The following is a 22,133-nucleotide window of genomic DNA, read 5'->3' as shown; positions in this document are numbered from 1 at the left end:
GGGAGCCTGAGATATGCCTAAAAGAATCCTCTCCGGTGTTGTGACCTCTAACCAGAACGCACAAACCGTGACTGTGTCCGTTGAGCGTCGCTTCAAGCACCCTCTGCTGCAAAAGACCGTTCGTAAGTCCAAGAAGTACCGGGCTCACGACGAGAACAACCAATTCAACGTTGGCGATGCCGTTCGTATCCAAGAATGCCCGCCGAAGTCGAAGACCAAGCGTTGGGAAGTGATTGCCGAGTAAGGCGACTACCATCAACATTAATCGAAACCATGGGGACATGGGCGGGTCTCACGCTCCCCCAAAGGTCAGGAGAAACCAATGATCCAGATGCAGACCAATCTGGATGTCGCTGACAACTCCGGCGCACGCCGAGTTCAGTGCATCAAGGTCCTGGGTGGTTCCAAGCGTCGTTACGCATCCGTAGGTGACATCATCGTCGTCTCGGTTAAGGAAGCCATCCCGCGCGGTCGCGTGAAAAAAGGCGACGTCCGCAAGGCAGTCGTTGTACGCACCGCCAAAGAAGTCCGTCGTGAAGACGGCACCGCCATCCGCTTCGACCGCAACGCGGCCGTTATCCTCAACAACAACAACGAGCCAATGGGCACCCGTATTTTTGGGCCAGTGGTTCGTGAGTTGCGCGCGAAGAACTTCATGAAGATCATTTCGCTCGCACCGGAGGTGCTGTGAGATGGCTGCTAAGTTGAAAAAAGGCGACACCGTTGTCGTGCTGGCTGGCAAAGACAAAGGCAAGCAGGGCGATATCCTGTCTGTTGATCCTGCTGCGGGCAAAGCTGTTGTGGAGGGCGTAAACATGGCCATCCGCCACACACGTCAGTCGCAAGCAAGCCAAGGTGGCCGCATCCCGAAGGCGATGCCGGTTGACCTGTCGAACCTTGCGGTTCTGGACGCGAACGGCAAAGCTACGCGCGTTGGCTTCCGCGAAGAAGACGGCAAGAAAGTCCGCTTCGCCAAAACTACGGGAGATGTGATCTAATGCTTGACACAGCAAACTACACCCCCCGTCTGAAGGGCGTCTACAAAGACACCATTCGTGCGACGATGAAGGAAGAGTTTTCCTACAAGAACGAAATGCAGATCCCGCGTCTGGATAAAATCGTTCTGAACATCGGCGCCGGTGCTGAGTCCGTGCGTGACAGCAAAAAAGCCAAATCCGCTCAGGACGACCTGACCGCGATTGCCGGCCAAAAAGCTGTTATCACCACTGCCAAGAAATCCATCGCTGGCTTCCGGGTCCGTGAAGGCATGCCTCTTGGTACCAAGGTGACGCTGCGCGGCGACCGGATGTACGAATTTCTGGATCGTCTGATCACTATCGCATTGCCACGGGTCCGTGACTTCCGTGGCGTGAAGGGCACCTCTTTTGATGGTCGTGGCAACTACGCCATGGGTATGAAAGAGCATATCGTGTTCCCCGAGATCAACTTCGACAAAGTCGACGAAGTCTGGGGTATGGACATCATCATCTGCACCACCGCTCACACGGACGCAGAGGCAAAAGCATTGTTGAAAGCTTTCAACATGCCCTTCAACAGCTAAAGGACGATCAAGAATGGCTAAGAAATCCATGATCGAACGCGAAAAGAAGCGGGCCAAGCTGGTGAAGCAATATGCTACCAAGCGTGCCGCTCTTAAAGAGATCGCGAATGATGAGAGCAAATCGATGGAAGAGCGTTTCAAGGCGCGGCTGAAACTGGCCGAACTGCCCCGGAACTCCTCCGCCACTCGTTTGCATAACCGTTGCCAGCTGACCGGTCGCCCTAAGGCGTATTACCGCAAGCTGAAAGTCTCGCGGATCATGCTGCGCGAACTGGCCTCCAATGGTCAGATCCCCGGCATGGTCAAGTCGAGCTGGTAAGGGGAGAATAGAAAAATGAATGATCCTCTCGGCGATATGCTGACCCGTATCCGTAACTCGCAAATGCGCGGCAAATCCACTGTTTCGACACCTGCGTCGAAGCTGCGGGCTTGGGTGCTGGACGTGTTGGCGGACGAAGGCTACATCCGTGGCTACGAACACACCACGGACAAAGACGGCCACCCGGCCATCGAAATTAGCCTCAAGTACTACGAAGGCACCCCGGTTATCCGCGAGCTTAAGCGCGTGTCCAAGCCGGGCCGTCGCGTCTACCTCGGCGTCAAGGACATCCCGTCCGTGCGTCAGGGTCTGGGCGTTTCCATTGTCTCCACGCCTCGCGGCGTGATGTCGGATGCATCTGCACGCAGCGCCAATGTTGGCGGTGAAGTGTTGTGCACCGTATTCTAAGGAGCGGTATAAATGTCTCGTATTGGTAAAAAGCCTATTGAGATGCCTTCGGGCGTCGAGGCGAAACTCTCCGGCCAGACGGTCGAAGTTAAGGGTCCCAAGGGCACTCGTAGCTTCACCGCCACCGATGATGTGACCATCACTGTTGACGGCAACGTCATTTCTGTCGAGCCGCGTGGCAAGTCCAAGCGCGCACGTCAGCAATGGGGTATGTCGCGGACAATGATCGGCAACCTCGTCACTGGTGTGACCGCTGGTTTCAAGAAAGACCTTGAAATCTCTGGTGTTGGTTACCGGGCTCAGATGCAGGGCAACACCCTGAAGCTGTCGCTCGGCTACTCCCACGATGTGAACTTCGATGTGCCTGCTGGCGTCACTGTGACAGCTGCCAAGCCTACCGAAATCAGCGTCGAGGGCATTGATGAACAACTCGTCGGTCAGGTTGCGGCTAACATCCGCGAATGGCGCCGTCCCGAGCCCTACAAAGGCAAAGGGATCCGGTACAAAGACGAGTATATCTTCCGCAAGGAAGGTAAGAAGAAGTAAGGACCGGACAAATGGCAAACAGCAAAAGAGACCTGTTCTTGAAGCGCCGCCTGCGCGTTCGGAACAAACTGCGGAAACTGGCAGACGGGCGCGCGCGCCTCTCCGTCCACCGCTCGAACAAGAACATCAGCGTGCAGCTGATCGACGATGTAAACGGTGTGACACTCGCTTCGGCCTCCTCGCTTGAGAAGGATCTGGGCTGCGTCAACGTGAACAACGTAGAAGCTGCGACCAAAGTGGGTGCTGCAATCGCGGAACGTGCGAAAAAAGCTGGTGTCGAAGCCTGCTATTTCGACCGCGGCGGCTTCCTCTTTCACGGCAAAGTCAAGGCTCTGGCCGAGGCTGCACGTGAAGGTGGTTTGAAGTTCTAAAGACTTGTAGGGCGCTCCGGTGGGGCGCCCTCGATGATCCGGGGCCATTGGCCACTAGGATCGATCCAATTGGGCCGATTGCCCACTAGATAAAGGGACGCCACATGGCTGAACGTGAACAAAGAGGTCGTGGCCGCGGCCGCAACCGTGAAGAAGAAACTCCGGAATTCGCAGATCGCCTTGTCGCGATCAACCGCGTCTCCAAGACTGTTAAGGGTGGTAAGCGTTTTGGCTTCGCCGCACTCGTAGTCGTTGGTGACCAACGCGGTCGTGTGGGCTTCGGCAAAGGTAAGGCGAAGGAGGTCCCCGAGGCCATCCGTAAAGCCACCGAGCAAGCTAAGCGTCAAATGATCCGTGTGCCTCTGCGCGACGGTCGTACGCTGCATCACGACATGGAAGGCCGCCACGGCGCCGGTAAAGTGATCATGCGGACTGCCCCAGAGGGTACCGGGATCATTGCTGGTGGTCCAATGCGTGCTGTGTTCGAGATGCTGGGCATCAAGGACGTTGTGGCCAAGAGCCAAGGTTCGCAGAACCCCTACAACATGATCCGCGCCACCATCGACGGCCTGCGCAAAGAAGCGAGCCCCCGCTCGGTCGCTGCGCGTCGCGGTAAAAAAGTGGCTGACATCCTGCCCAAGCGTGACGAAGCGCCCGAGGCATCCGCTCAAGTCGCTGAGGAGGCCTAAGTCATGGGTACTATCGTCGTCAAACAGATCGGCTCGCCGATCCGTCGTCCCGCCAAACAGCGTGAAACGCTTATCGGTCTGGGCCTGAATAAGATGCACAAAACCCGTGAGTTGGAAGACACTCCTTCCGTTCGCGGCATGGTCAACAAGATCCCGCATCTTGTCGAGATCATCGAAGTCAAAGAATAAGGCCTGTCGGGGAAACCCGCTTAGCCAACGCTTTACGCCTCGCTTAACAGCGGGGCGTTTTGCGTTTGTAGTGGAGAGCTTGGGGGGCTAGGCCGCTGGGTGGCGCAAGTGACCCTCGGGGGCATGCACGAACTCACCGCCCCATGTTACCTCTGGAGGACTACGGTAAGGCGATAGAACCATCGCGCCGACGATGATCACGCGAAGGGTCCACAAGTAGGCGGGGTAGGCGAGCAAGACCCAGTTCATTTCACCTACCGCGACAAGCGATAGGGTGGAGGCGATCGCCGCGATAACCCATGGTCCAAAAGATTCGGTATGCGGCCGTTTATAGGCCTTGATCACTGTCATGACGCCGCCGCTCATCCCCACGAGGATCGACAGGCCAAGAGCGATTAGCGGATCGTGCGTCCAGTACCATAGGGCTAGTCCGATGCAGGCTACGCCGATAGCGCAGACATCGGGTGCCCTCAGAAAGCTGCCCATCCCCCACCGCAGCGAGGTCAGGAATACGATCACCGTGCAGACACATTGTACCGCAGCAAAAAACAACGAAGCGCCAGCGCCCTCGGTCACGTGGGTGTAGAAGAACACACAGCTCGGAACTGACCAGATCAGCCAGCTGGAGCGTTGGGGGCGGCAGCGCCCGCGCAGCGTATCGTAGATGTAGGGGATGTACCCATAAAGGCTCAAAAGTCCTGCGATCAAACCGCACAGAACCGGAGCGGGCAAAGCACCGACCGCCATACTGCATCCTTACTCGCCCGAGGGGCGATACTCGTTACCTGAAACTTTGGGGTGTCACCGGACGCCCGCACGCTCACCAGCGTATTCGTTTTCGTAGCACTGTATCCAAAGCGCAGGTAAGTAAGGGAAAACTGACCCAAGGAATTCCTTACCTTTTGCTTCGGTTCCGATGGTTTTTCTTGACAGGTTGGGTCCGGGTTAAATGGGTGTTGAGTTCAGCCAGTAGCCGTCCTATACGCAGCCGGTGGTGAGGGGCGACTCTCTGACCGCACAAGATCAACCATGAACGCCGTGTCCGCCCAATTCGCTTCGGGGGCGCGTCCGGCATAGGAGAAGCGATATGAAACTCAATGAACTGCGCGACAACCCAGGCGCCACAAAAGCACGCAAACGCGTTGGCCGTGGTCCCGGTTCCGGCACCGGTAAAATGGGTGGCCGCGGTATCAAAGGTCAGAAATCCCGTTCGGGTGTGGCGATCAAAGGGTACGAGGGCGGCCAGATGCCTCTCTACCAACGTCTGCCAAAGCGTGGCTTCAACAAGCCAAACCGCAAAGCATTCGCTGTTGTAAACCTGGGCTTGATCCAGAAATTCATCGACGACAAGAAACTGGAAGCTGGCGATATCACCGAAGATACGCTTATCGCTTCGGGTCTGGTCCGTCGTAAGCTGGACGGTATCCGCGTTCTTGCTAAGGGCGAATTGACCGCGAAAGCCACGATCACAGTGACTGGCGCGTCCAAGTCTGCGATCGAAGCTGTTGCAAAAGCCGGTGGCTCGCTCACCGTTGCGGCACCTGCGGCAGAATAAGCGCTTGTGAGCGGGGCCTCTGGCCCCTACATCAAAAGTGACGTTTTACTGACGCCGCGGGTAGGGACGACCTTCCTGCGGCGTAACTATTAAAAAAGAGGGGCCCGCATGGCATCTGCTGCAGAGCAAATGGCGGCGAACATGAGCTGGAGCGCATTTGGCAAAGCCAAAGAGCTTCGCCAACGCATCGTGTTCACGATCGGATTGTTGATCATCTACCGTGTCGGGACGTATATCCCTGTCCCCGGTATCGACGCACAAGAACTGCGCGCATTCTTTGACCAAGCCGCAGCTGGCTTGGGAGGCGTGCTTAACATGTTCACCGGCGGCGCAATCTCGCGTATGGGCGTCTTTGCCCTTGGGATCATGCCCTACATTTCGGCCTCGATCATCGTTCAGTTGATGACTGCGATGGTTCCCCAGCTTGAGCAACTCAAGAAAGAGGGTGAGCAGGGGCGTAAGAAAATCAACCAATACACGCGCTACGGGACCGTGGTCCTTGCGACGGTGCAGGCCTACGGTATCGCCGTGAGCCTTGAGGCCGGCGGTCTTGTGACCGATCCGGGCCTGTTTTTCCGTGCGGCCTGTGTGATCACCCTCGTGGGCGGGACCATGTTCCTGATGTGGCTGGGTGAGCAGATCACCGCACGCGGCATCGGCAACGGTATCTCCCTTATTATCTTTGTCGGCATTATCGCTGAACTGCCCTCCGCCCTTGCTCAGTTCTTTGAGAGCGGTCGGACCGGCGCGCTATCCACTGCTGCCATCTTTGGTGTGGTTGCCATGCTGTTGGTGACCCTGACGTTCGTGGTCTTTATGGAGCGATCGCTTCGTAAGATACACATCCAGTATCCGCGCCGTCAGGTGGGGATGAAGGTTTATGACGGTGGAAACAGCCACCTGCCCATCAAAGTAAACCCGGCTGGTGTGATCCCCGCGATCTTTGCATCGTCCCTGCTGTTGTTGCCCACAACAATCGGCACGTTCTCGGGGCAGCAGACCAGCCCGATCATGGCGACTATCTTGGCCTACTTCGGCCCCGGTCAGCCGCTATACCTGCTGTTCTTTGCTGTGATGATCGTCTTCTTCACGTACTTCTACACGCACAACGTGGCGTTCAAGACTGAAGACGTGGCAGATAACCTCAAAAACCAGAACGGGTTTATTCCCGGTATTCGCCCCGGCGCGAAGACGGCGCAGTACCTGACCTATGTCACGGACCGTGTCTTGGTTCTGGGTGCGGGTTATCTGGCGCTGGTGTGCTTGATCCCCGAAATGGTGCGCCACGAATTGGCGATCACGGCCTACTTCGGCGGGACATCTATCCTGATTATTGTGTCCGTGGGTATGGACACTGTGCAGCAAATCCAGTCTCATCTGCTCGCCCATCAATATGAGGGGCTGATTGAGAAGAGCCAACTGCGCGGAAAGAAACGTGGTGGCAAAAAGGGACCAGCACGTAGATGAATATTATCCTTCTAGGGCCTCCGGGCGCAGGTAAAGGCACGCAAGCGCGGCGCCTTGTCGAAGAGCGGGGCATGATCCAGCTTTCCACTGGGGACATGTTGCGCGACGCACGATCGTCCGGAACCGAGATGGGCCAAAAGGTCGCCGCGATCATGGATGCAGGGCAACTTGTGACCGATGAGATCGTGATCGGCCTGATCGAAGAAAAGCTCCGCGGTGATCACGGCGGTGGGTTTATCTTCGACGGGTTCCCACGGACGCTGGGGCAGGCTGATGCTTTGCGCGATCTGATGATGAAGCATGCCACCCATCTAGACGCTGTCATCGAGATGCGTGTTGACGATGAGGCCTTGGTTCAACGGATCACCGCGCGCTCGACCTGTGGTGGCTGCGGTGAGGTATATAACGACATCACCAAGCCAATCCCGGATGACGGCAAGTGCTCGAACTGCGGTAGCACCGAGTTCAAGCGCCGCGCGGATGACAACGAAGAAAGCCTCAAGACCCGGCTGATGGAATACTACAAAAAGACCTCCCCGCTAATCGGCTACTACTACGCCTTGGGGGATCATTTTGCCGTCGACGGTTTGGCAGAGATTGACGCAGTCGCTGCGCAAATCGGTGCGGTTCTCGACCGCTAAGCACCTCATTCTACGCCGAAGTGCCGGTTATGCGACGTTGTTGCGTTTCTGGCCTTGACGCACCCATGGATTGATCCTAGTTGGCAACGTCCCGTTCGGGAACCGCGCCGCGTTTCGATTCGGCGTATGAGTACCTCTCCGCAGGCCCGCTGCATTTATCGCTCGGGCCTGTTGTTGTGAAAAAAGGGTCTGGCACAACGGACCCGCAACCAAAAGGAAGACCATTTTGGCCCGTATTTCTGGCGTTAACATCCCTACAGGGAAGCGCGTTCCAATCGCCCTGACGTATGTCACTGGCATTGGCCACACCTCCGCAGCCGCCATTTGTGAAGCTGTTGGTATCGACCCAACACGCCGCGTAAATGAGCTGTCCGATGCTGAGGTCCTCGCGATCCGTGAGCACATCGACGCCACCTACACTGTCGAAGGCGATCTGCGCCGCGACACACAGATGAACATCAAACGTCTGATGGACCTTGGCTGCTACCGCGGTCTGCGCCATCGCCGTAACCTCCCCGTGCGCGGTCAGCGTACACACACCAACGCTCGTACCCGCAAAGGCCCCGCAAAGGCCATCGCAGGCAAGAAGAAGTAAGGGAGGCTCTGAAACATGGCACGTGATACAAAGCGCAGCGCTAAGCGCAAAGAGCGGAAGAACATTGCAGCGGGCGTCGCCCACATCAATTCTTCCTTCAACAACACAAAAATCCTTATTTCCGACGTACAAGGCAACGCCATTTCGTGGTCGTCCGCTGGTACAATGGGTTTCAAGGGTTCGCGTAAGTCGACACCCTATGCTGCTCAGATGGCCGCAGAAGACGCCGCCAAAAAGGCACAAGAGCACGGCCTCAAGACACTTGAGGTTGAAGTTCAGGGCCCAGGTTCGGGCCGTGAAAGTGCACTGCGTGCGTTGGCTGCTGTTGGCCTGCAGGTCACATCGATCCGCGACGTGACGCCCATGGCGCACAACGGCTGCCGCCCTCCTAAGCGCCGCCGCGTTTAAGATATTTCGAACTGCCCCCGGCCTGCGCGGACCCTCCGCTGGGCCGGGACTGTCATTATTAACCTCGAGTGTCATGGCCGACGGGTCCCCGATCGTGACGAGCATGGAGGCGACATCCAGATGATCCACAAAAATTGGCAAGAGCTAATTCGTCCACAACAATTGGACATCAAGCCGGGCAATGATCCCGCACGCCAAGCCACAGTTGTGGCTGAACCGCTTGAGCGCGGTTTTGGCCTGACAATGGGCAACGCGCTGCGTCGTGTTCTCATGTCCTCGCTGCAAGGTGCAGCAATCACGAGCGTTCAAATCGATAACGTCCTGCACGAGTTTTCTTCGGTGCCTGGCGTTCGCGAAGACGTCACAGACGTCATCCTGAACCTCAAGGGTGTGTCGATCCGCATGGACGTCGAAGGCCCCAAGCGCGTTTCGATTTCCGCCAAAGGTCCACAGATCGTGACCGCCGGCGACATTTCTGAGACGACTGGCATTGAAGTCCTGAACCGTGATCACGTGATCTGTCACCTTGATGACGGCGCCGACCTGTTCATGGAACTGACTGTAAACACCGGCAAAGGCTATGTCTCTGCTGACAAAAACAAGCCAGAAGATGCGCCTATTGGTCTGATTCCAATCGACGCCATCTACTCGCCCGTCAAAAAAGTTTCCTACGACGTGCAGCCAACCCGTGAGGGTCAAGTGCTGGACTATGACAAGCTGACGCTGAAGCTGGAGACAGATGGGTCCATCACGCCGGACGACGCCGTGGCCTACGCCGCGCGCATCCTGCAGGACCAACTGGGCATCTTTGTCAACTTTGATGAGCCAGAGGCCGCACGTGCGCAGGACGATGAAGACGATCTCGAGTTCAACCCGCTTCTGTTGAAGAAAGTGGATGAGCTGGAACTGTCCGTGCGTTCGGCAAACTGCCTGAAGAACGACAACATCGTTTACATCGGCGACCTGATCCAGAAAACCGAAGCCGAGATGCTCCGCACTCCAAACTTCGGTCGGAAGTCCCTCAACGAGATCAAAGAAGTGCTTTCGGGCATGGGCCTGCACCTCGGGATGGACATTGTGGATTGGCCACCCGATAACATCGAAGATCTCGCGAAGAAGTTCGAAGACAACTTCTAAGCGATTGGGGCGGGGTCAAACCCGCCCTCTACAATGCCCGGGTTTGCCGGGGATTATATGGGCACTCATGCCCCAATAGGTGAGGGTTCGGCACGCACCGGGCCCCTGACAAAGCAAAATGTAACTGAAGGAATGACATCATGCGTCACGCACGGGGCTATCGCCGCCTGAACCGCACCCATGAGCACCGCAAGGCGCTCTTCTCCAACATGGCCGGAAGCTTGATCGAGCACGAGCAGATCAAGACGACCCTGCCAAAAGCAAAAGAACTTCGCCCGATCATCGAAAAGATGATCACGCTTGCGAAACGTGGCGATCTGCACGCACGTCGCCAGCTGGGTTCGAAGCTCAAGCAGGATGCTTACGTCACCAAGCTGATGGACATCCTCGGGCCACGCTACAAAGACCGCCAAGGTGGTTACGTTCGTGTCATGAAAGCGGGCTTCCGCTACGGTGACATGGCGCCCATGGCGATTATCGAATTCGTTGAGCGCGACGTAGACGCCAAAGGCGCTGCTGACCGCGCACGGGTCGAAGCAGAGGCTGCGGACGAATAAGTTTCCGCCCACTGAGACCTAAGCAAACAAAAAACCGCCCATTTGGGCGGTTTTTTTTGGCGTGAAACGCTGCTGATTCTAATTAAAGAGCGGTTAATTCTGGCGCGGTGCGCTCAGAGAATGTTCACGCGACATCTGTGCGATTAACTGATTTATTTCTGATGGTTGAACGAGTGTGCTGCCGAAAAACTCCAACAGGTCGGCGCGTGCCGCTGTGGATAACATCATGACCTGCGCAAAGTCGGTCGGCTTAAGTGGGGTGCCCATGGGTATCACTCCTTCCGTTACCGCAAGGATACTCTTGACCCTGTTTCGGGCAACCTGTCTAAAAAGCTATGCATGAGCGAAGCCCTCTTTTGGATCTGGTCGATGAACTCGACACTCTGGCTCCAAAGGGCTGTGCGGTTGCTTTGCATATTCGGTTTGCCTCTCCGCTGTATAAGTTTTCGACCTATCCAGAGGCTTGGCAGACTGTTTACGACGAAAATGCCTATGGGTTACGTGACCCGTTGGTATTTTGGGGGGTAGGGGTTTTAGGCAGTGCGCGCTGGAGCGAGATCGCAATGCCTGATCCCTTCGACATTCTCGGAAAAGCGAAAGGACACGGCCTAATTTACGGGGCGGTCGGGTCCTTTGGTAAGATTACGTCACGGTCGCTGATGGGAATAGCGCGTGATGACCGGGAATGTTCGGACTCTGAGATAGCGGAGGCGATGAGGATTCTGCAGCGTATGCATGAACTCGCCGCGCCGCCACAAGAGCTGACCCCCGCGATGCTGTCGGCCTTGATCTTGATGGGGCAAGGTTACCGACACACAGCAGCTGCTGCTGAGCTGGGGATTTCAGAGAGTGCCTTGAAGGCACGCCTGTCTTCCGCGCGTACCCGTCTGGACGCTCGGACCACCGCCGAAGCCGTCCGAAAGGCAAGGGAGTATGGGTTCCTCTCCTGACAGAACGGGTGGTCGTAGGCTTTAATCGCCTGGGAGGGCATTATGGAAGTCACGACACTATCTTTTTCGAATATCCACGAACATGGCGCGCTGTTTTCTAACGTTTTACGCGCGCGGCATGAAAATTTTATTACCCGCAATCAGTGGGACCTGCCCCAAGCCGACGGCATGGAGTTTGACCAATACGACACGCCCGCTAGCCGTTGGGTCGCTGTCCATCATAACGGTCAGGTGATGGCCGGTGTGCGCTTGACGCCAACGACGCATCGCTGTGGCATTTACTCTTACATGATCAAAGATGCCCAAGACGGTCTGCTAGAGACAATCCCAACCAACCTGTTGTGGGAGACCGCCCCCATTGGGCCGCATATTTGGGAAAGCAGTCGAGTTTTCGTATCCCGCCATGTGCCGGCCCGCGAACGTATGATCGTCCAAATGAAGCTAGGCTGTGAAATGGTGAATGCTGCCCGCGAAGTGGGCGCGACCTCGCTGCTGGGGATCGTGCCGGATGCATCGCGGCGGTTGTCGCGTCGGTTTGGCATTGTGTGTGATCCAGCGGGTCCGATCATGGATTTTGATGGCGTTGACTGCGTTTGCGTAAATATTGCGTTGGCCACCAAGATGCACTGATGCAGGCTTTTCCCGCCGAAGGGGGCGGGATAGGCTAGCCCCATGGCCGATTTATTTGACACATCATCGCCGGGCGCGGACAGCGCCTCTGCCTCCGGTGCGCCCCGACCTCTTGCGGATCGGTTGCGCCCCCAATCCCTGTCGGAGGTGATTGGGCAGACGCATCTATTGAACCCCGAGGGCCCACTGTCGGTAATGCTGGCCTCGGGCACGTTGTCATCCATCGTGTTCTGGGGGCCGCCGGGCGTGGGCAAGACGACGATCGCTCGCCTTTTGGCGCAGGAAACGGACCTGCATTTCCACCAAATTTCCGCGATTTTCACGGGCGTGCCTGAGTTGCGCAAAGTGTTTGAGGCCGCGCGTCTGCGCCGGGAACAGGGCCGCGGCACGCTGCTGTTCGTGGATGAAATCCATCGCTTCAATAAGGCCCAGCAGGACGGGTTTTTGCCGCACATGGAGGACGGGACGATCACGCTGGTGGGTGCCACCACCGAGAACCCATCCTTTGAATTGAACGCCGCTGTCATGAGCCGATGTCAGGTCATGGTGCTCGAACGTCTTGCGCTGCCTGAGCTGGAGCTTTTGACCCAACGCGCCGAGGCGGAGTTGGGTGGGACCCTACCGCTAGAACACAATGCTCGCGTTCAATTGCAAGAAATGGCGGATGGCGATGGGCGTGCGCTCTTGAACCTTGTGGAGCAAGTCGCCGCTTGGCGGTTGAGGACGCCGTTGGATGCGCAGGCTTTGGGACAGCGGCTGTCGCGGCGCGCGGCCCAATACGACAAGTCCGGTGATGCGCATTATAACCTCATCTCGGCCTTGCATAAATCTGTGCGCGGCTCGGACCCGGATGCCGCGCTTTATTGGTTCGCGCGGATGTTGAAGGGCGGCGAAGACCCTCGGTATCTGGCGCGTCGGATCACCCGTATGGCAGTTGAGGATATCGGACTTGCGGACCCGCAGGCGCAGTCGGTGTGCCTGCAATGTTGGGAGACCTATGAACGGCTTGGCTCCCCGGAGGGAGAGTTGGCCTTGGCGCAGGCGGTGACCTATCTAGCGCTCGCGCCGAAATCGAACGCCGCCTACGTCGCCTACAAAGCCGCGATGCGCAGTGCAGAGCAGACAGGCTCGCACCCGCCGCCGAAACATATCCTGAACGCGCCGACGCAGTTGATGAAGAACGAGGGCTATGGCTCCGGCTACGACTATGATCATGACGCTGAGGATGGGTTTTCAGGGCAAAACTACTTTCCCGAAGGTATGGACCGCCCGACCTATTACTCCCCCGTCGAGCGGGGCTTTGAGCGTGAGATGACGCGGCGTTTGGGCTATTTTTCCCAATTGCGCGCCAAGCGGGGTGGTTGACTTCTAACCGTGTGAGGCGCAAAGCCCCCTCATGAATTCCTTACCTTATGTCGCTCTACCTTATGTTGCCTTGGGCGGCGCAATCGGCGCATCGCTGCGGTATCTTGCGGTCTTTTGGATCCATCGCATGTGGTCCGAGGGATTTCCTGTGGCGATCCTATCGGTCAATGTTGTGGGCTCGTTCTTGATGGGGCTGTGTGTCGTGGCTCTTACAAAACACGATCTTGGGCAGTGGGCGCCGTTCTTGATGGCGGGTGTGCTGGGGGGCTTTACGACGTTTTCGGCCTTTTCGCTCGAAGCCTATACTATGTTTGAAAAAGGCGAGATCGGCGCGGCGGGACTGTATGTTCTGTTGTCGGTGACGGTCTCGATCGCTGGGCTTGCGCTTGGCGTGGCAGTGGCTCGGGGAGCAATGGCATGAGCGGTGTACAACATATCACAGTCGGTGATGAGGATGGTGATCAGCGGCTGGACCGCTGGCTACGCCGCATTTTCCCACAGGTCAGCCAAGGCCAGATCGAAAAGATGTGCCGCAAGGGTGATCTGCGCGTGGACAAGGGCCGGGTGAAAGCCAACACGCGCCTAGACGTTGGGCAAGTCGTGCGGATACCGCCGCTGCCCGATGCGCCCGCGCCGCAGTATACCCGTCAGGTCAGTCGTGCCGATGCGGAGATGATCCAGTCGTGCGTGATCTACCGCGATGCGGACGTGATTGTTTTGAACAAACCCAGTGGGCTTGCGGTGCAGGGCGGTTCTGGTCAGGCACGGCATGTTGATGGCTTGGCCTCAGCGTTGATGTACGAACGCGATGAACCCCCACGGTTGGTCCACCGGTTGGACAAAGATACTTCTGGGGTTTTGGTGCTTGCACGCACGCGCCCCGCTGCGGCCGCACTGACGGCAAGCTTCCGCCACCGGGAAACGCGCAAAATATATTGGGCGGCGGTTGCCGGCTCGCCCTTGCCGCGTAAGGGCACCATTAAATTTGGTCTGGTAAAGGCCGGAGGCCGTGGTGCCGCTGGCGAAGGGGAAAAAATGCACTGCGTCCACCCCCGCGCCATCGCCGAAACCGAGGGCGCGAAACGCGCGCATACCGATTACGCCGTGCTGGAAACCGCGGGCGGGCGGATGTCTTGGGCGGCCCTTGTGCCGATCACAGGCCGCACCCACCAGCTGCGCGCGCACATGGCCGAGATCGGGCATCCGATCCTTGGGGATGGTAAATATGGCGGCTCGGGGCAGGAAAACCTTGGCGATGGTTGGGGCGCTGGTATCGGTGGTGATGTGTCGCGTGGGTTGCATTTGCATGCCCGCTCACTGGTGATTGAGCATCCGACATCCAAAGCGCAGCTTTCGCTGACCGCGCCGCTGTCTTCGCATATGCAAGACACGTGGGATCTAATGGGGTGGTCCCCGGCGGATGTGCCCAATGATCCGTTCTATGGCGATGACGATGGCTGACCGGACACGGTTGATCGTCTTTGATATCGACGGGACTTTGCTGGACAGCTACGCGCAGATCATGGCGGCGATGGAACATGCGTTTGATGCTGCTAATCTGCCCGGCCCCGCGCCGGATAAGGTCCGCAACGGCATCGGCCTAGCGGTCGAGGATATGATCCACGGGATCAAACCCGGCCTTTCAGCGTACACGGTTGATCAAATCGCCCAAAGCTACCGGGAAGAATTCCGTGCCAGCGCCCTGCGCACCCCGCGGGGTGAAGCCTCAGACTTGTTTGATGGTGCGCTCGATCTTCTGAGGGTGCTTGCGGCAGAGGACAGGACCCTTTTGGGGGTCGCCTCGGGCAAGTCCCGGCGCGGATATGATCGGATGGTCGAAGCCCTAGGGCTGGGCGACATGTTCCATACGCAACAGCTGTCGGATGACCATCCGTCCAAGCCGCATCCTTCGATGCTATTGGCGGCGATGGCCGAGGCGGGCGTGACACCCGCGCAGACGGTGATGATAGGCGACACCAGCTACGATATGCAGATGGCTCACTCGGCAAATGTGCGCGGTATTGGCGTGAACTGGGGCTATCATATGCCCGAGGCCCTGCTTGGTGCAGGGGCGCAGAGTATCGCATCAGATTTTGAAGACCTTCACGCCCTGTTGAACGTGTAACGCAGGTCGTCATTAAGAGACAGACAAGAGAGGGCAGGCCATGACGGAATGGGCAGCAAAACGATTCTGGAAAACAGCATCGGTTACTGAATTGGACACAGGCTTTGGCGTGACGCTGGATGGGCGTCCGGTGAAAAGCCCGCTCAAGACGCCGCTGGTCGTGCCAACCCGCGCGATGGCCGATGCGATGGCGGTTGAGTGGGATGCACAAGAAGAGCAGATTGATCCGCTCTCGATGCCGATCACGCGTGCGGTCAATGCGACCCTTGATAAGGTCATCCCTCAGCGCACTGAGGTGGCCGATATGTTGGCCGAATACGGCGGCTCGGACCTGCTGTGTTATCGCGCCACGCACCCAGATAGCCTGATTGCTCGGCAAAAGGCCGCGTGGGACCCGCTGTTGGATTGGGCGGCGGATACCTTTGGCGCCCGCTTGAACACAACACATGGCGTTATCCCTGTGGCGCAGCCCGCGTCGGCCACGGATGCGTTGCGGGCTCAGGTGCATGCACTTGATCCATTTCACCTGACCGCGTTCCATGAGTTTGTCACGATCTCGGGGTCTTTGGTCATTGGTTTGGCAGCACTAAAAGAGGCTTGGAGCATGGAAGACCTCTGGCAGGCGGCCCGAATCGATGAGCTTTGGCAAGAAGAGCAGTGGGGCGAGGATGAAGAAGCCACCGCTTCGGCCGCGGCCAAAAAAACTGCGTTTTTGCAAGGTGCTGCGTTTTTGGCGCTTACGCGAACGTAAACGCCTGTTTTGCATGCGCTTCCTGAATCTAAAGGTTTTTTGAATGCGGCTGGAATGGTTTAACTTCCGCTGCGTTAAGCGAAACTTGCAAGGTTTGTCGGCAAACCTATCTTGCCAATTGGCGAAGTTTTGCCCACCCTACACGCCAGTGAGGGGGGTAGAGTTTCCTCACAGCTATCATTGGCGCGCCTGAGGGCGTGCTAAAAAGAGGCCGCTCCGGCAACAGGGGCGGTGGATCAGGAAGAGGTAAATATGAAAAAGACTCTGTTTTTGGGTGCTTTAGCTGCGACAACGCTGGCAGCATCCGGCGCATTCGCGTCCACACTTGATGAAGTCAAAGCCCGCGGTACGCTGAACTGTGGTGTAACCACAGGCGTTCCCGGTTTCGCTGAGCCCGACGCAAATGGCGTGTGGCAAGGTTTCGACGTGGCTGTGTGCCGCGCCGTGGCAGCGGCTGTACTGGGTGACGGCAATGCCGTGACTTTCGTCCCGACCACCGGCAAAACACGCTTCACCGCGCTCGCTTCCGGCGAAATCGATCTGCTGGCACGTAACACAACGTGGACATTCTCCCGCGATACGGACCTCAAGTTCGAATTCGTTGGCGTGAACTACTACGATGGTCAGGGCTTCATGGTCCCCAAAGACCTCGGCGTTTCCTCCGCGACTGAGCTTGATGGCGCGACTGTTTGCATCCAGACCGGTACAACAACCGAGCTGAACCTTGCTGACTTCTTCCGCTCCAACAACATCAGCTACGAGCCCGTGCCAATCGAAACCGGTTCCGAAGCTGTTCAGCAGTACCTTGCTGGCGCATGCGACGTGTACACAACCGACCGTTCCGCACTGGCGGCTCAGCGCGCTAACTTCGAAACACCCGACGCACACGTTCTGCTGCCCGACGTCGTATCCAAAGAGCCACTCGGCCCGCTGGTACGTCACGGCGACAACGAGTGGGGCGATATCGCACGCTGGACGCTTAACGCGCTCATCACAGCTGAAGAGCTGGGTGTGACATCTGCAAACCTCGACGCCGAGTCCGGCAACCCCGAGGTTAACCGTCTGCTGGGTCGCGAAGGCGATCTGGGTGCAATGATCGGCCTCGACGCAGAGTGGGCGAAGCGCGCTCTGGCAGTTGGTGGTAACTACGGCGAAATCTTCGCGTCCAACATCGGTTCCGAAACACCGATCGGTCTGGCACGCGGGCTGAACGCTCAGTGGAAAGACGGCGGCCTGCTGTACAGCCCCCCCTTCCGCTAAGATCCGATACGGGAAGGGGCGCAACCAAGGTTGCGCCCTTTTCCTTTACAGACCACCACACACCCTAGGGCAGGGATAGTGCGACACACGCGCTGCCGCCAAACTGGCCAGACCCAGGGGAACCGGGGACAGACTTATGACCACGTTGAGTGATCCACCCAAAAGTGATTTCCGCATCGGAATGCTGCTGAGCGATACGCGGTACCGCTCCTACACATTCCAGTTTATTGCCCTAATGGCTATTATTCTTTCCGTCAGTTATTTGGTGAGCAACCTGCTCGCTAACCTTGACCGTCTTGGTCAAGACCTGAGCTACGAATTCCTTGGCGCGCCTGCGGGCTACGATATTAACCAGCAGCCAATTCCCTACAACAGTCAGGACACGCACCTTCGCGCCACTGTCGTAGGTGCGATGAACACGCTGATCGTGGCTTTCTTGGCCTGCGTCACGGCGACAATCTTCGGCGTTATCGCCGGTGTGCTGCGACTGTCGAATAACTGGATCATCTCTAAGTTGATGTCCGTTTACGTCGAGATTTTCCGCAACATTCCTGTGCTGATCTGGCTGATCATTATCTTTACGATCACCGCCAACGTGTTTGCGCCCATCGCAGAGTTCCGCATCCCGCGTGATGGCTCCGACCCTGCGCGAACGCTGATCTTCGGAGTGATGGCCTTTACGAACCAAGGTGTGTTCGTACCACGGCTGACCTTTGATGCGGGTGGCATGTTTGTCTTTTGGACGTTCATCGCCTCGATCATCGGGATCTTTGTCTACAAGAGCTACGTCAAAAAACACCTGTTCGCGACCGGTAAGGAACTGCCATTTTGGCTGCCCGCACTGGCGATTTTGGTTGTCCCGACGCTGGTGATGTACCTAGTCCTTGGCCGCCCAGTGGGGGTGCAATTGCCCGAAATGGGACGCTTCCGGTTTGAGGGTGGGCTGCAACTGCGCACCTCATTCATTGCACTGTGGTTCGCGCTGAGCATCTATACTGGTGCCTTCATCGCGGAAAACGTGCGCGCCGGTATTCTTGCGATCTCCAAGGGGCAGACTGAGGCTGCTGCCGCGCTGGGCATTCGTCCGGGCCGGATCATGTCGCTGGTGGTGCTGCCACAGGCGCTACGGGTGATTATCCCGCCGCTGATTTCGCAGTATCTGAACATCACCAAGAACTCATCGCTTGCGATTGCCGTGGGGTATATGGACCTGACCGGTACTCTGGGGGGCATCACGCTCAACCAGACGGGCCGTGCGATCGAATGCGTGCTGTTGTTGATGCTGTTTTACCTCACGATCAGCCTTCTGATTTCGCTGTTCATGAACTGGTACAACAATTCTGTTAAATTGAAGGAGCGGTAATATGGCCCAAGATCATTCCACCGCCTTCGTCCGGACCCAAGAAATCCCACCAGCCCCCCCACCTCCGGGGGAGACAGGTGCGGTGCATTGGATCAAGACGAACCTCATTTCGAGCGTGCCCAACGCCATTGCAACAGCCGTCGGCATCTATGTCGTCTATTGGCTGCTGTCGGGCCTGATCCCTTGGATCGTGAACGGCACATGGGTCACCAACAACATCCGCGAATGTCGTGAGGTCCTCGCCGGCAGCGGCGGCGGCTGTTTCTCGGTCCTGACGGAGCGGTATGCCCAGATGCTCTTTGGGTTCGAATACCCATCTGAGTTCTACTGGCGCCCGTCCTTGGCCTTTGCGCTGCTGTTCTTTGCGGTGCCGCCCGCTTTGTTTCCGATGTATCTGCCACGGTGGATGCTGATCGCGACGGGCTTGTACCCCTTTGTGGCCTTCTGGCTCATCTGGGGTGGTACGATCCTGACGCCAATCGGTGCTCTGGCTGGCGTGATGGTGGGCTACTACGCCTTTACCAAGCTCGACAAATACGGCTTTGCGGCTGCTCTTGGCGGCGGTGTTGTCGGAGCTTGGGTTGTTTGGCAGGCCTTCGGGATGATCGCGGGCGGCATGCCCGGCTTCATGGCGCTTGAGGCGGTGGAAAGCCGGAACATGGGTGGCTTTATGCTGAACATGATCCTCGGCGTTGTCTGTGTGTCGCTGTCGATCCCGCTGGGGATTGTGCTGGCACTGGGGCGGCAATCTTCCATGCCGTTGATCAAGATCGTCTGCGTTGTGTTCATTGAGTTCGTACGCGGCGTGCCGTTGATCACGCTGCTGTTCGTGGCCAACGTGGTGCTGGCGTACTTCTTTCCGCCCGATAGCAACATAGACCTGATCCTGCGTGTGATCATCATGATCACGATGTTCTCAGCGGCCTATATCGCTGAGGTGATCCGGGGTGGCCTCGCGGCCCTGCCGACTGGCCAGTATGAAGCGGCCGATAGCCTTGGCTTGAACTATGCTCAGGCCATGCGGCTGATCATCCTGCCCCAAGCGCTCAAGATCTCGATCCCGGGTATCGTGAACGTGGCCGTTGGGTTGTTCAAAGACACAACGCTGGTGTCGGTGATCTCGATGTTCGACCTTGTGGGTATGATCCGCGGGCCAATCCTCAGTTCAACCGACTGGGCGGGCGTTTATTGGGAAACATGGGCCTTTGCCTGCATCCTGTTCTTCGTCGTCTGCTTCGGCATTTCGAAATATTCGCAGTGGCTAGAAGGCCAGCTGCGCACAGACCGTCATTAAGGAGACGTCATTATGACTGATACCGCAGTAAACACTTCCCAGATGCAAATCTCGGATGAGGTCGCCATTTCCATTCAGAATATGAATAAATGGTATGGGACGTTCCACGTGCTCCGCGACATCGACCTGACGGTCCAGCGCGGCGAACGGATCGTGATTTGTGGGCCCTCGGGTTCAGGCAAATCCACACTGATCCGCTGCATCAACGCGTTGGAAGAGCATCAACAAGGCTCGATCAGCGTGGATGGCACGCTGCTGTCCTCGGACCTCAAGAACATCGATAAGATCCGCTCAGAGGTTGGCATGTGCTTTCAGCACTTCAACCTGTTTCCGCACCTGACGATCCTTGAGAATTGCACGCTGGCTCCGATTTGGGTGCGCAAAACACCCAAGAAAGAAGCCGAAGAAACAGCGATGTATTTCCTTGAGAAGGTCAAGATCCCGGACCAAGCGAACAAGTATCCCGGTCAGCTGTCGGGGGGGCAGCAGCAACGTGTGGCGATCGCCCGCTCTCTTTGCATGCGCCCACGCATCATGCTGTTCGATGAACCGACCTCGGCGCTTGATCCCGAAATGATCAAGGAGGTGTTGGATACGATGATCCAGCTTGCCGAAGAAGGCATGACCATGCTGTGCGTGACCCACGAGATGGGCTTTGCCCGTCAGGTCGCGAACCGTGTGATCTTTATGGATGCAGGCCAGATCGTTGAGCAAAACGCGCCGGAGCCGTTCTTTACCAACCCACAGAATGAGCGGACGCAGTTGTTCCTGAGCCAAATTCTCGGTCATTGAGCCGCCGCCCTTTGGGCGCTCGGCACGACATATTTTGAAAAGGGGCGCCTTCGGGGGCCCCTTTTGCTTTGGTTAGAGCTCAGAGGCGCCAAGAAGGCGGCGGGGGACCGTAAAGTCCGTGACGGCACCGTCCTCTAGTACAAGGCAGGCCCCTGTTGGAAACGCATAGAGTGCGTCGTCCTGAAACGTTGGACCCGCAAGTTGGAGGGCAAGCGCCCCAAGGCCGGGGTTATGGCCGATCACCATCAAGCATTCTGCGTCATCGGCTTGCTCGATGATGCGGCTGAGGACGCCCTCGCTTGCAAGATAAAGTGCATCGGAGAATTCAGTCGGCACACTTTCAAAACGGATCAGGTCGCATGTCTCACGCGTGCGAGCGGCGCTGGAACATAGGATTTGGGTGGGGAGATGACCTTTCGCCCGCAACCAATCTCCAACTGCCGCGGCGCTCTTGACGCCACGCGCGTTCAGCGGCCGCTCATGATCCGATTGGAGGGGGTCAGTCCAGCTTGATTTTGCATGGCGCAAGAGGATCAACTTCATTGGTGAAAATACCGCATATGGTGCGCCGATTGCGCATCAGGTCGCTGGGGAGAAACCGGGCAAGCACGCCGCGCGCGGCATCCCTTGGCCATGCAGTCGTTTCCGGGGGTGTCGAGGTGTGTATGGCATTTGTCGGTATCATACCCCGAGCGTAGTGCACCCACTGGGCAGGCCGCGATGCATGGCTTGTCCACGCATGACGAACAAGGCGAGGGGGGAGGCGGTGGCAGCTCAACATATTCTTGCAAGGCCAAAGCACCTCTGAACGATACCATGAGTCCATGGGTGTCGTGCACTAACAAAGTGGCCGGGCTAAGGTGGCACCGCCCGGACCTGAGCGCCCAAGAAATGAAAGGACGCAACGGTTCACCGAAAGGGAACAGAGCTTTGGCCCCTAATTCACAGGCCCAATTGCCAAGTACTCTTCGAGACCAACAATCTACCGGATTAGCCGCCTGAAATTCAGAGGCGGATTGTAGCACTGGCCAAAAGCCTTTGGGATCTGGGCCAAGCAGAAGAAGCGTTTTCGTGCCCGTTAGGCAAGCGTCTTCGGCGTTGGGGTGAAATCCGCCCAGCAGCATTAGCCCACGTTCCCGGGCTTCCGTTTGAAGAGTGTC

General features: G+C 57.4%; 31 protein-coding genes. 28 read left to right on the top strand and 3 right to left on the bottom strand.

What is annotated here, in order from left to right; all coding sequences use genetic code 11:
- Positions 1-13: 13 nt before the first annotated feature.
- The 10 genes from rpsQ (at position 14) to rpmD (ending at position 4,083) form a co-directional block, all read left to right on the top strand.
- On the top strand, positions 14-244 hold the full coding sequence (gene rpsQ / locus PM04_RS15735; protein ID WP_038008620.1) for a 30S ribosomal protein S17: 231 nt from the start codon (positions 14-16) through the stop codon (positions 242-244).
- A 78-nt stretch (positions 245-322) separates the two neighbouring features.
- Positions 323-691: a 50S ribosomal protein L14 gene (gene rplN, locus PM04_RS15730; protein ID WP_038008619.1), complete on the top strand. Its 369-nt coding sequence runs from the start codon at positions 323-325 to the stop codon at positions 689-691.
- Position 692: 1 nt separating this feature from the next.
- Positions 693-998, top strand: a complete 306-nt coding sequence (gene rplX, locus PM04_RS15725; RefSeq protein WP_038008618.1) for a 50S ribosomal protein L24 — start codon at positions 693-695, stop codon at positions 996-998.
- On the top strand, positions 998-1,561 hold the full coding sequence (gene rplE / locus PM04_RS15720) for a 50S ribosomal protein L5 (RefSeq protein ID WP_038008617.1): 564 nt from the start codon (positions 998-1,000) through the stop codon (positions 1,559-1,561). The genes rplX and rplE overlap by 1 nt, the downstream gene beginning before the upstream one ends.
- Positions 1,562-1,574: 13 nt before the next feature.
- On the top strand, positions 1,575-1,880 hold the full coding sequence (gene rpsN / locus PM04_RS15715) for a 30S ribosomal protein S14 (RefSeq protein ID WP_038008616.1): 306 nt from the start codon (positions 1,575-1,577) through the stop codon (positions 1,878-1,880).
- Between the two features lie 15 nt (positions 1,881-1,895).
- Positions 1,896-2,288, top strand: coding sequence for a 30S ribosomal protein S8 (gene rpsH / locus PM04_RS15710; RefSeq protein WP_038008615.1), 393 nt, complete (start codon positions 1,896-1,898; stop codon positions 2,286-2,288).
- A gap of 12 nt (positions 2,289-2,300) precedes the next feature.
- On the top strand, positions 2,301-2,834 hold the full coding sequence (gene rplF, locus PM04_RS15705) for a 50S ribosomal protein L6 (RefSeq protein WP_038008614.1): 534 nt from the start codon (positions 2,301-2,303) through the stop codon (positions 2,832-2,834).
- Positions 2,835-2,845: 11 nt separating this feature from the next.
- Positions 2,846-3,205: a 50S ribosomal protein L18 gene (rplR, locus tag PM04_RS15700; protein ID WP_038008612.1), complete on the top strand. Its 360-nt coding sequence runs from the start codon at positions 2,846-2,848 to the stop codon at positions 3,203-3,205.
- Positions 3,206-3,309: 104 nt separating this feature from the next.
- Positions 3,310-3,894, top strand: a complete 585-nt coding sequence (rpsE, locus tag PM04_RS15695; protein ID WP_038008611.1) for a 30S ribosomal protein S5 — start codon at positions 3,310-3,312, stop codon at positions 3,892-3,894.
- Positions 3,895-3,897: 3 nt separating this feature from the next.
- Entirely contained in the window at positions 3,898-4,083 is a 186-nt protein-coding gene (gene rpmD / locus PM04_RS15690) for a 50S ribosomal protein L30 (protein WP_038008610.1), read from the top strand.
- Positions 4,084-4,170: 87 nt separating this feature from the next.
- On the opposite strand, the gene PM04_RS15685 is transcribed toward rpmD, so the two are convergent.
- A complete protein-coding gene (locus PM04_RS15685; protein ID WP_038008609.1) occupies positions 4,171-4,830 on the bottom strand; it encodes a hypothetical protein in 660 nt (219 codons plus the stop codon).
- 340 nt (positions 4,831-5,170) lie between these two features.
- Between PM04_RS15685 and rplO the strand changes: the two genes are divergently transcribed.
- The 7 genes from rplO to rplQ all read left to right on the top strand — a co-directional run bounded on the left by rplO (position 5,171) and on the right by rplQ (position 10,443).
- Complete coding sequence (gene rplO, locus PM04_RS15680) at positions 5,171-5,638, top strand: 50S ribosomal protein L15 (protein ID WP_038008608.1); 468 nt, start codon at positions 5,171-5,173, stop codon at positions 5,636-5,638.
- Positions 5,639-5,746: 108 nt separating this feature from the next.
- On the top strand, positions 5,747-7,105 hold the full coding sequence (gene secY / locus PM04_RS15675; RefSeq protein WP_038008606.1) for a preprotein translocase subunit SecY: 1,359 nt from the start codon (positions 5,747-5,749) through the stop codon (positions 7,103-7,105).
- Positions 7,102-7,746: an adenylate kinase gene (locus PM04_RS15670; protein WP_038008605.1), complete on the top strand. Its 645-nt coding sequence runs from the start codon at positions 7,102-7,104 to the stop codon at positions 7,744-7,746. Before secY ends, PM04_RS15670 begins: the two co-directional genes overlap by 4 nt.
- 226 nt (positions 7,747-7,972) lie before the next feature.
- Positions 7,973-8,341, top strand: coding sequence for a 30S ribosomal protein S13 (gene rpsM, locus PM04_RS15665; protein WP_038008604.1), 369 nt, complete (start codon positions 7,973-7,975; stop codon positions 8,339-8,341).
- 15 nt (positions 8,342-8,356) lie between these two features.
- Positions 8,357-8,749, top strand: coding sequence for a 30S ribosomal protein S11 (gene rpsK / locus PM04_RS15660; protein ID WP_038008602.1), 393 nt, complete (start codon positions 8,357-8,359; stop codon positions 8,747-8,749).
- A 120-nt stretch (positions 8,750-8,869) separates the two neighbouring features.
- Entirely contained in the window at positions 8,870-9,886 is a 1,017-nt protein-coding gene (locus PM04_RS15655; protein ID WP_038008601.1) for a DNA-directed RNA polymerase subunit alpha, read from the top strand.
- Between the two features lie 140 nt (positions 9,887-10,026).
- Entirely contained in the window at positions 10,027-10,443 is a 417-nt protein-coding gene (gene rplQ / locus PM04_RS15650; RefSeq protein WP_038008600.1) for a 50S ribosomal protein L17, read from the top strand.
- A 93-nt stretch (positions 10,444-10,536) separates the two neighbouring features.
- Here the strand turns inward: rplQ and PM04_RS18020 are convergent, their stop codons facing one another.
- Positions 10,537-10,710 carry a hypothetical protein gene (locus PM04_RS18020; protein WP_161785709.1) on the bottom strand — a complete coding sequence of 58 codons (174 nt, stop codon included), beginning with the start codon at positions 10,708-10,710 and terminating at the stop codon, positions 10,537-10,539.
- 89 nt (positions 10,711-10,799) lie between these two features.
- Here PM04_RS18020 and PM04_RS15645 point away from each other — a divergent pair, with 89 nt between their 5' ends.
- From PM04_RS15645 to PM04_RS15595, 11 genes are all read left to right on the top strand, one after another.
- The gene (locus tag PM04_RS15645; RefSeq protein ID WP_234702881.1) at positions 10,800-11,393 is read left to right on the top strand and encodes an autoinducer binding domain-containing protein; all 594 of its coding nucleotides are present in this window, start codon (positions 10,800-10,802) and stop codon (positions 11,391-11,393) included.
- Positions 11,394-11,435: 42 nt separating this feature from the next.
- A complete protein-coding gene (locus tag PM04_RS15640) occupies positions 11,436-12,023 on the top strand; it encodes an acyl-homoserine-lactone synthase (protein ID WP_038008597.1) in 588 nt (195 codons plus the stop codon).
- 42 nt (positions 12,024-12,065) lie between these two features.
- Positions 12,066-13,388 (top strand): replication-associated recombination protein A, encoded by a 1,323-nt coding sequence (locus PM04_RS15635; RefSeq protein ID WP_038008596.1) that lies wholly within the window; start codon positions 12,066-12,068, stop codon positions 13,386-13,388.
- A 31-nt stretch (positions 13,389-13,419) separates the two neighbouring features.
- Positions 13,420-13,809 (top strand): fluoride efflux transporter CrcB, encoded by a 390-nt coding sequence (gene crcB / locus PM04_RS15630; protein WP_052068490.1) that lies wholly within the window; start codon positions 13,420-13,422, stop codon positions 13,807-13,809.
- A complete protein-coding gene (locus PM04_RS15625; protein WP_038008593.1) occupies positions 13,806-14,849 on the top strand; it encodes an RluA family pseudouridine synthase in 1,044 nt (347 codons plus the stop codon). The genes crcB and PM04_RS15625 overlap by 4 nt, the downstream gene beginning before the upstream one ends.
- A complete protein-coding gene (locus tag PM04_RS15620; protein ID WP_234702882.1) occupies positions 14,818-15,513 on the top strand; it encodes an HAD-IA family hydrolase in 696 nt (231 codons plus the stop codon). The genes PM04_RS15625 and PM04_RS15620 overlap by 32 nt, the downstream gene beginning before the upstream one ends.
- A 40-nt stretch (positions 15,514-15,553) precedes the next feature.
- Positions 15,554-16,264, top strand: coding sequence for an ATP12 family chaperone protein (locus tag PM04_RS15615; protein WP_038008591.1), 711 nt, complete (start codon positions 15,554-15,556; stop codon positions 16,262-16,264).
- Positions 16,265-16,516: 252 nt separating this feature from the next.
- Positions 16,517-17,524, top strand: coding sequence for an amino acid ABC transporter substrate-binding protein (locus PM04_RS15610; RefSeq protein WP_038008589.1), 1,008 nt, complete (start codon positions 16,517-16,519; stop codon positions 17,522-17,524).
- A 136-nt stretch (positions 17,525-17,660) separates the two neighbouring features.
- Complete coding sequence (locus tag PM04_RS15605; protein WP_038008586.1) at positions 17,661-18,887, top strand: amino acid ABC transporter permease; 1,227 nt, start codon at positions 17,661-17,663, stop codon at positions 18,885-18,887.
- Between the two features lies 1 nt (position 18,888).
- On the top strand, positions 18,889-20,181 hold the full coding sequence (locus PM04_RS15600; RefSeq protein WP_038008584.1) for an amino acid ABC transporter permease: 1,293 nt from the start codon (positions 18,889-18,891) through the stop codon (positions 20,179-20,181).
- A gap of 12 nt (positions 20,182-20,193) precedes the next feature.
- On the top strand, positions 20,194-20,973 hold the full coding sequence (locus tag PM04_RS15595; RefSeq protein ID WP_038008582.1) for an amino acid ABC transporter ATP-binding protein: 780 nt from the start codon (positions 20,194-20,196) through the stop codon (positions 20,971-20,973).
- 72 nt (positions 20,974-21,045) lie between these two features.
- Here PM04_RS15595 and PM04_RS15590 read toward each other — a convergent pair whose 3' ends face one another.
- Complete coding sequence (locus PM04_RS15590) at positions 21,046-21,516, bottom strand: histidine phosphatase family protein (protein WP_052068491.1); 471 nt, start codon at positions 21,514-21,516, stop codon at positions 21,046-21,048.
- Between the last annotated feature and the right edge of the window lie 617 nt (positions 21,517-22,133).

The organism is Thalassobacter sp. 16PALIMAR09, assembly GCF_000765485.1.
In the GTDB taxonomy this organism is placed as follows: Bacteria; Pseudomonadota; Alphaproteobacteria; order Rhodobacterales; family Rhodobacteraceae; genus Thalassobacter; species Thalassobacter stenotrophicus.
Note: the sequence above shows the minus strand (reverse complement) of the source record. Positions and strands in the feature narration are given on the sequence as shown.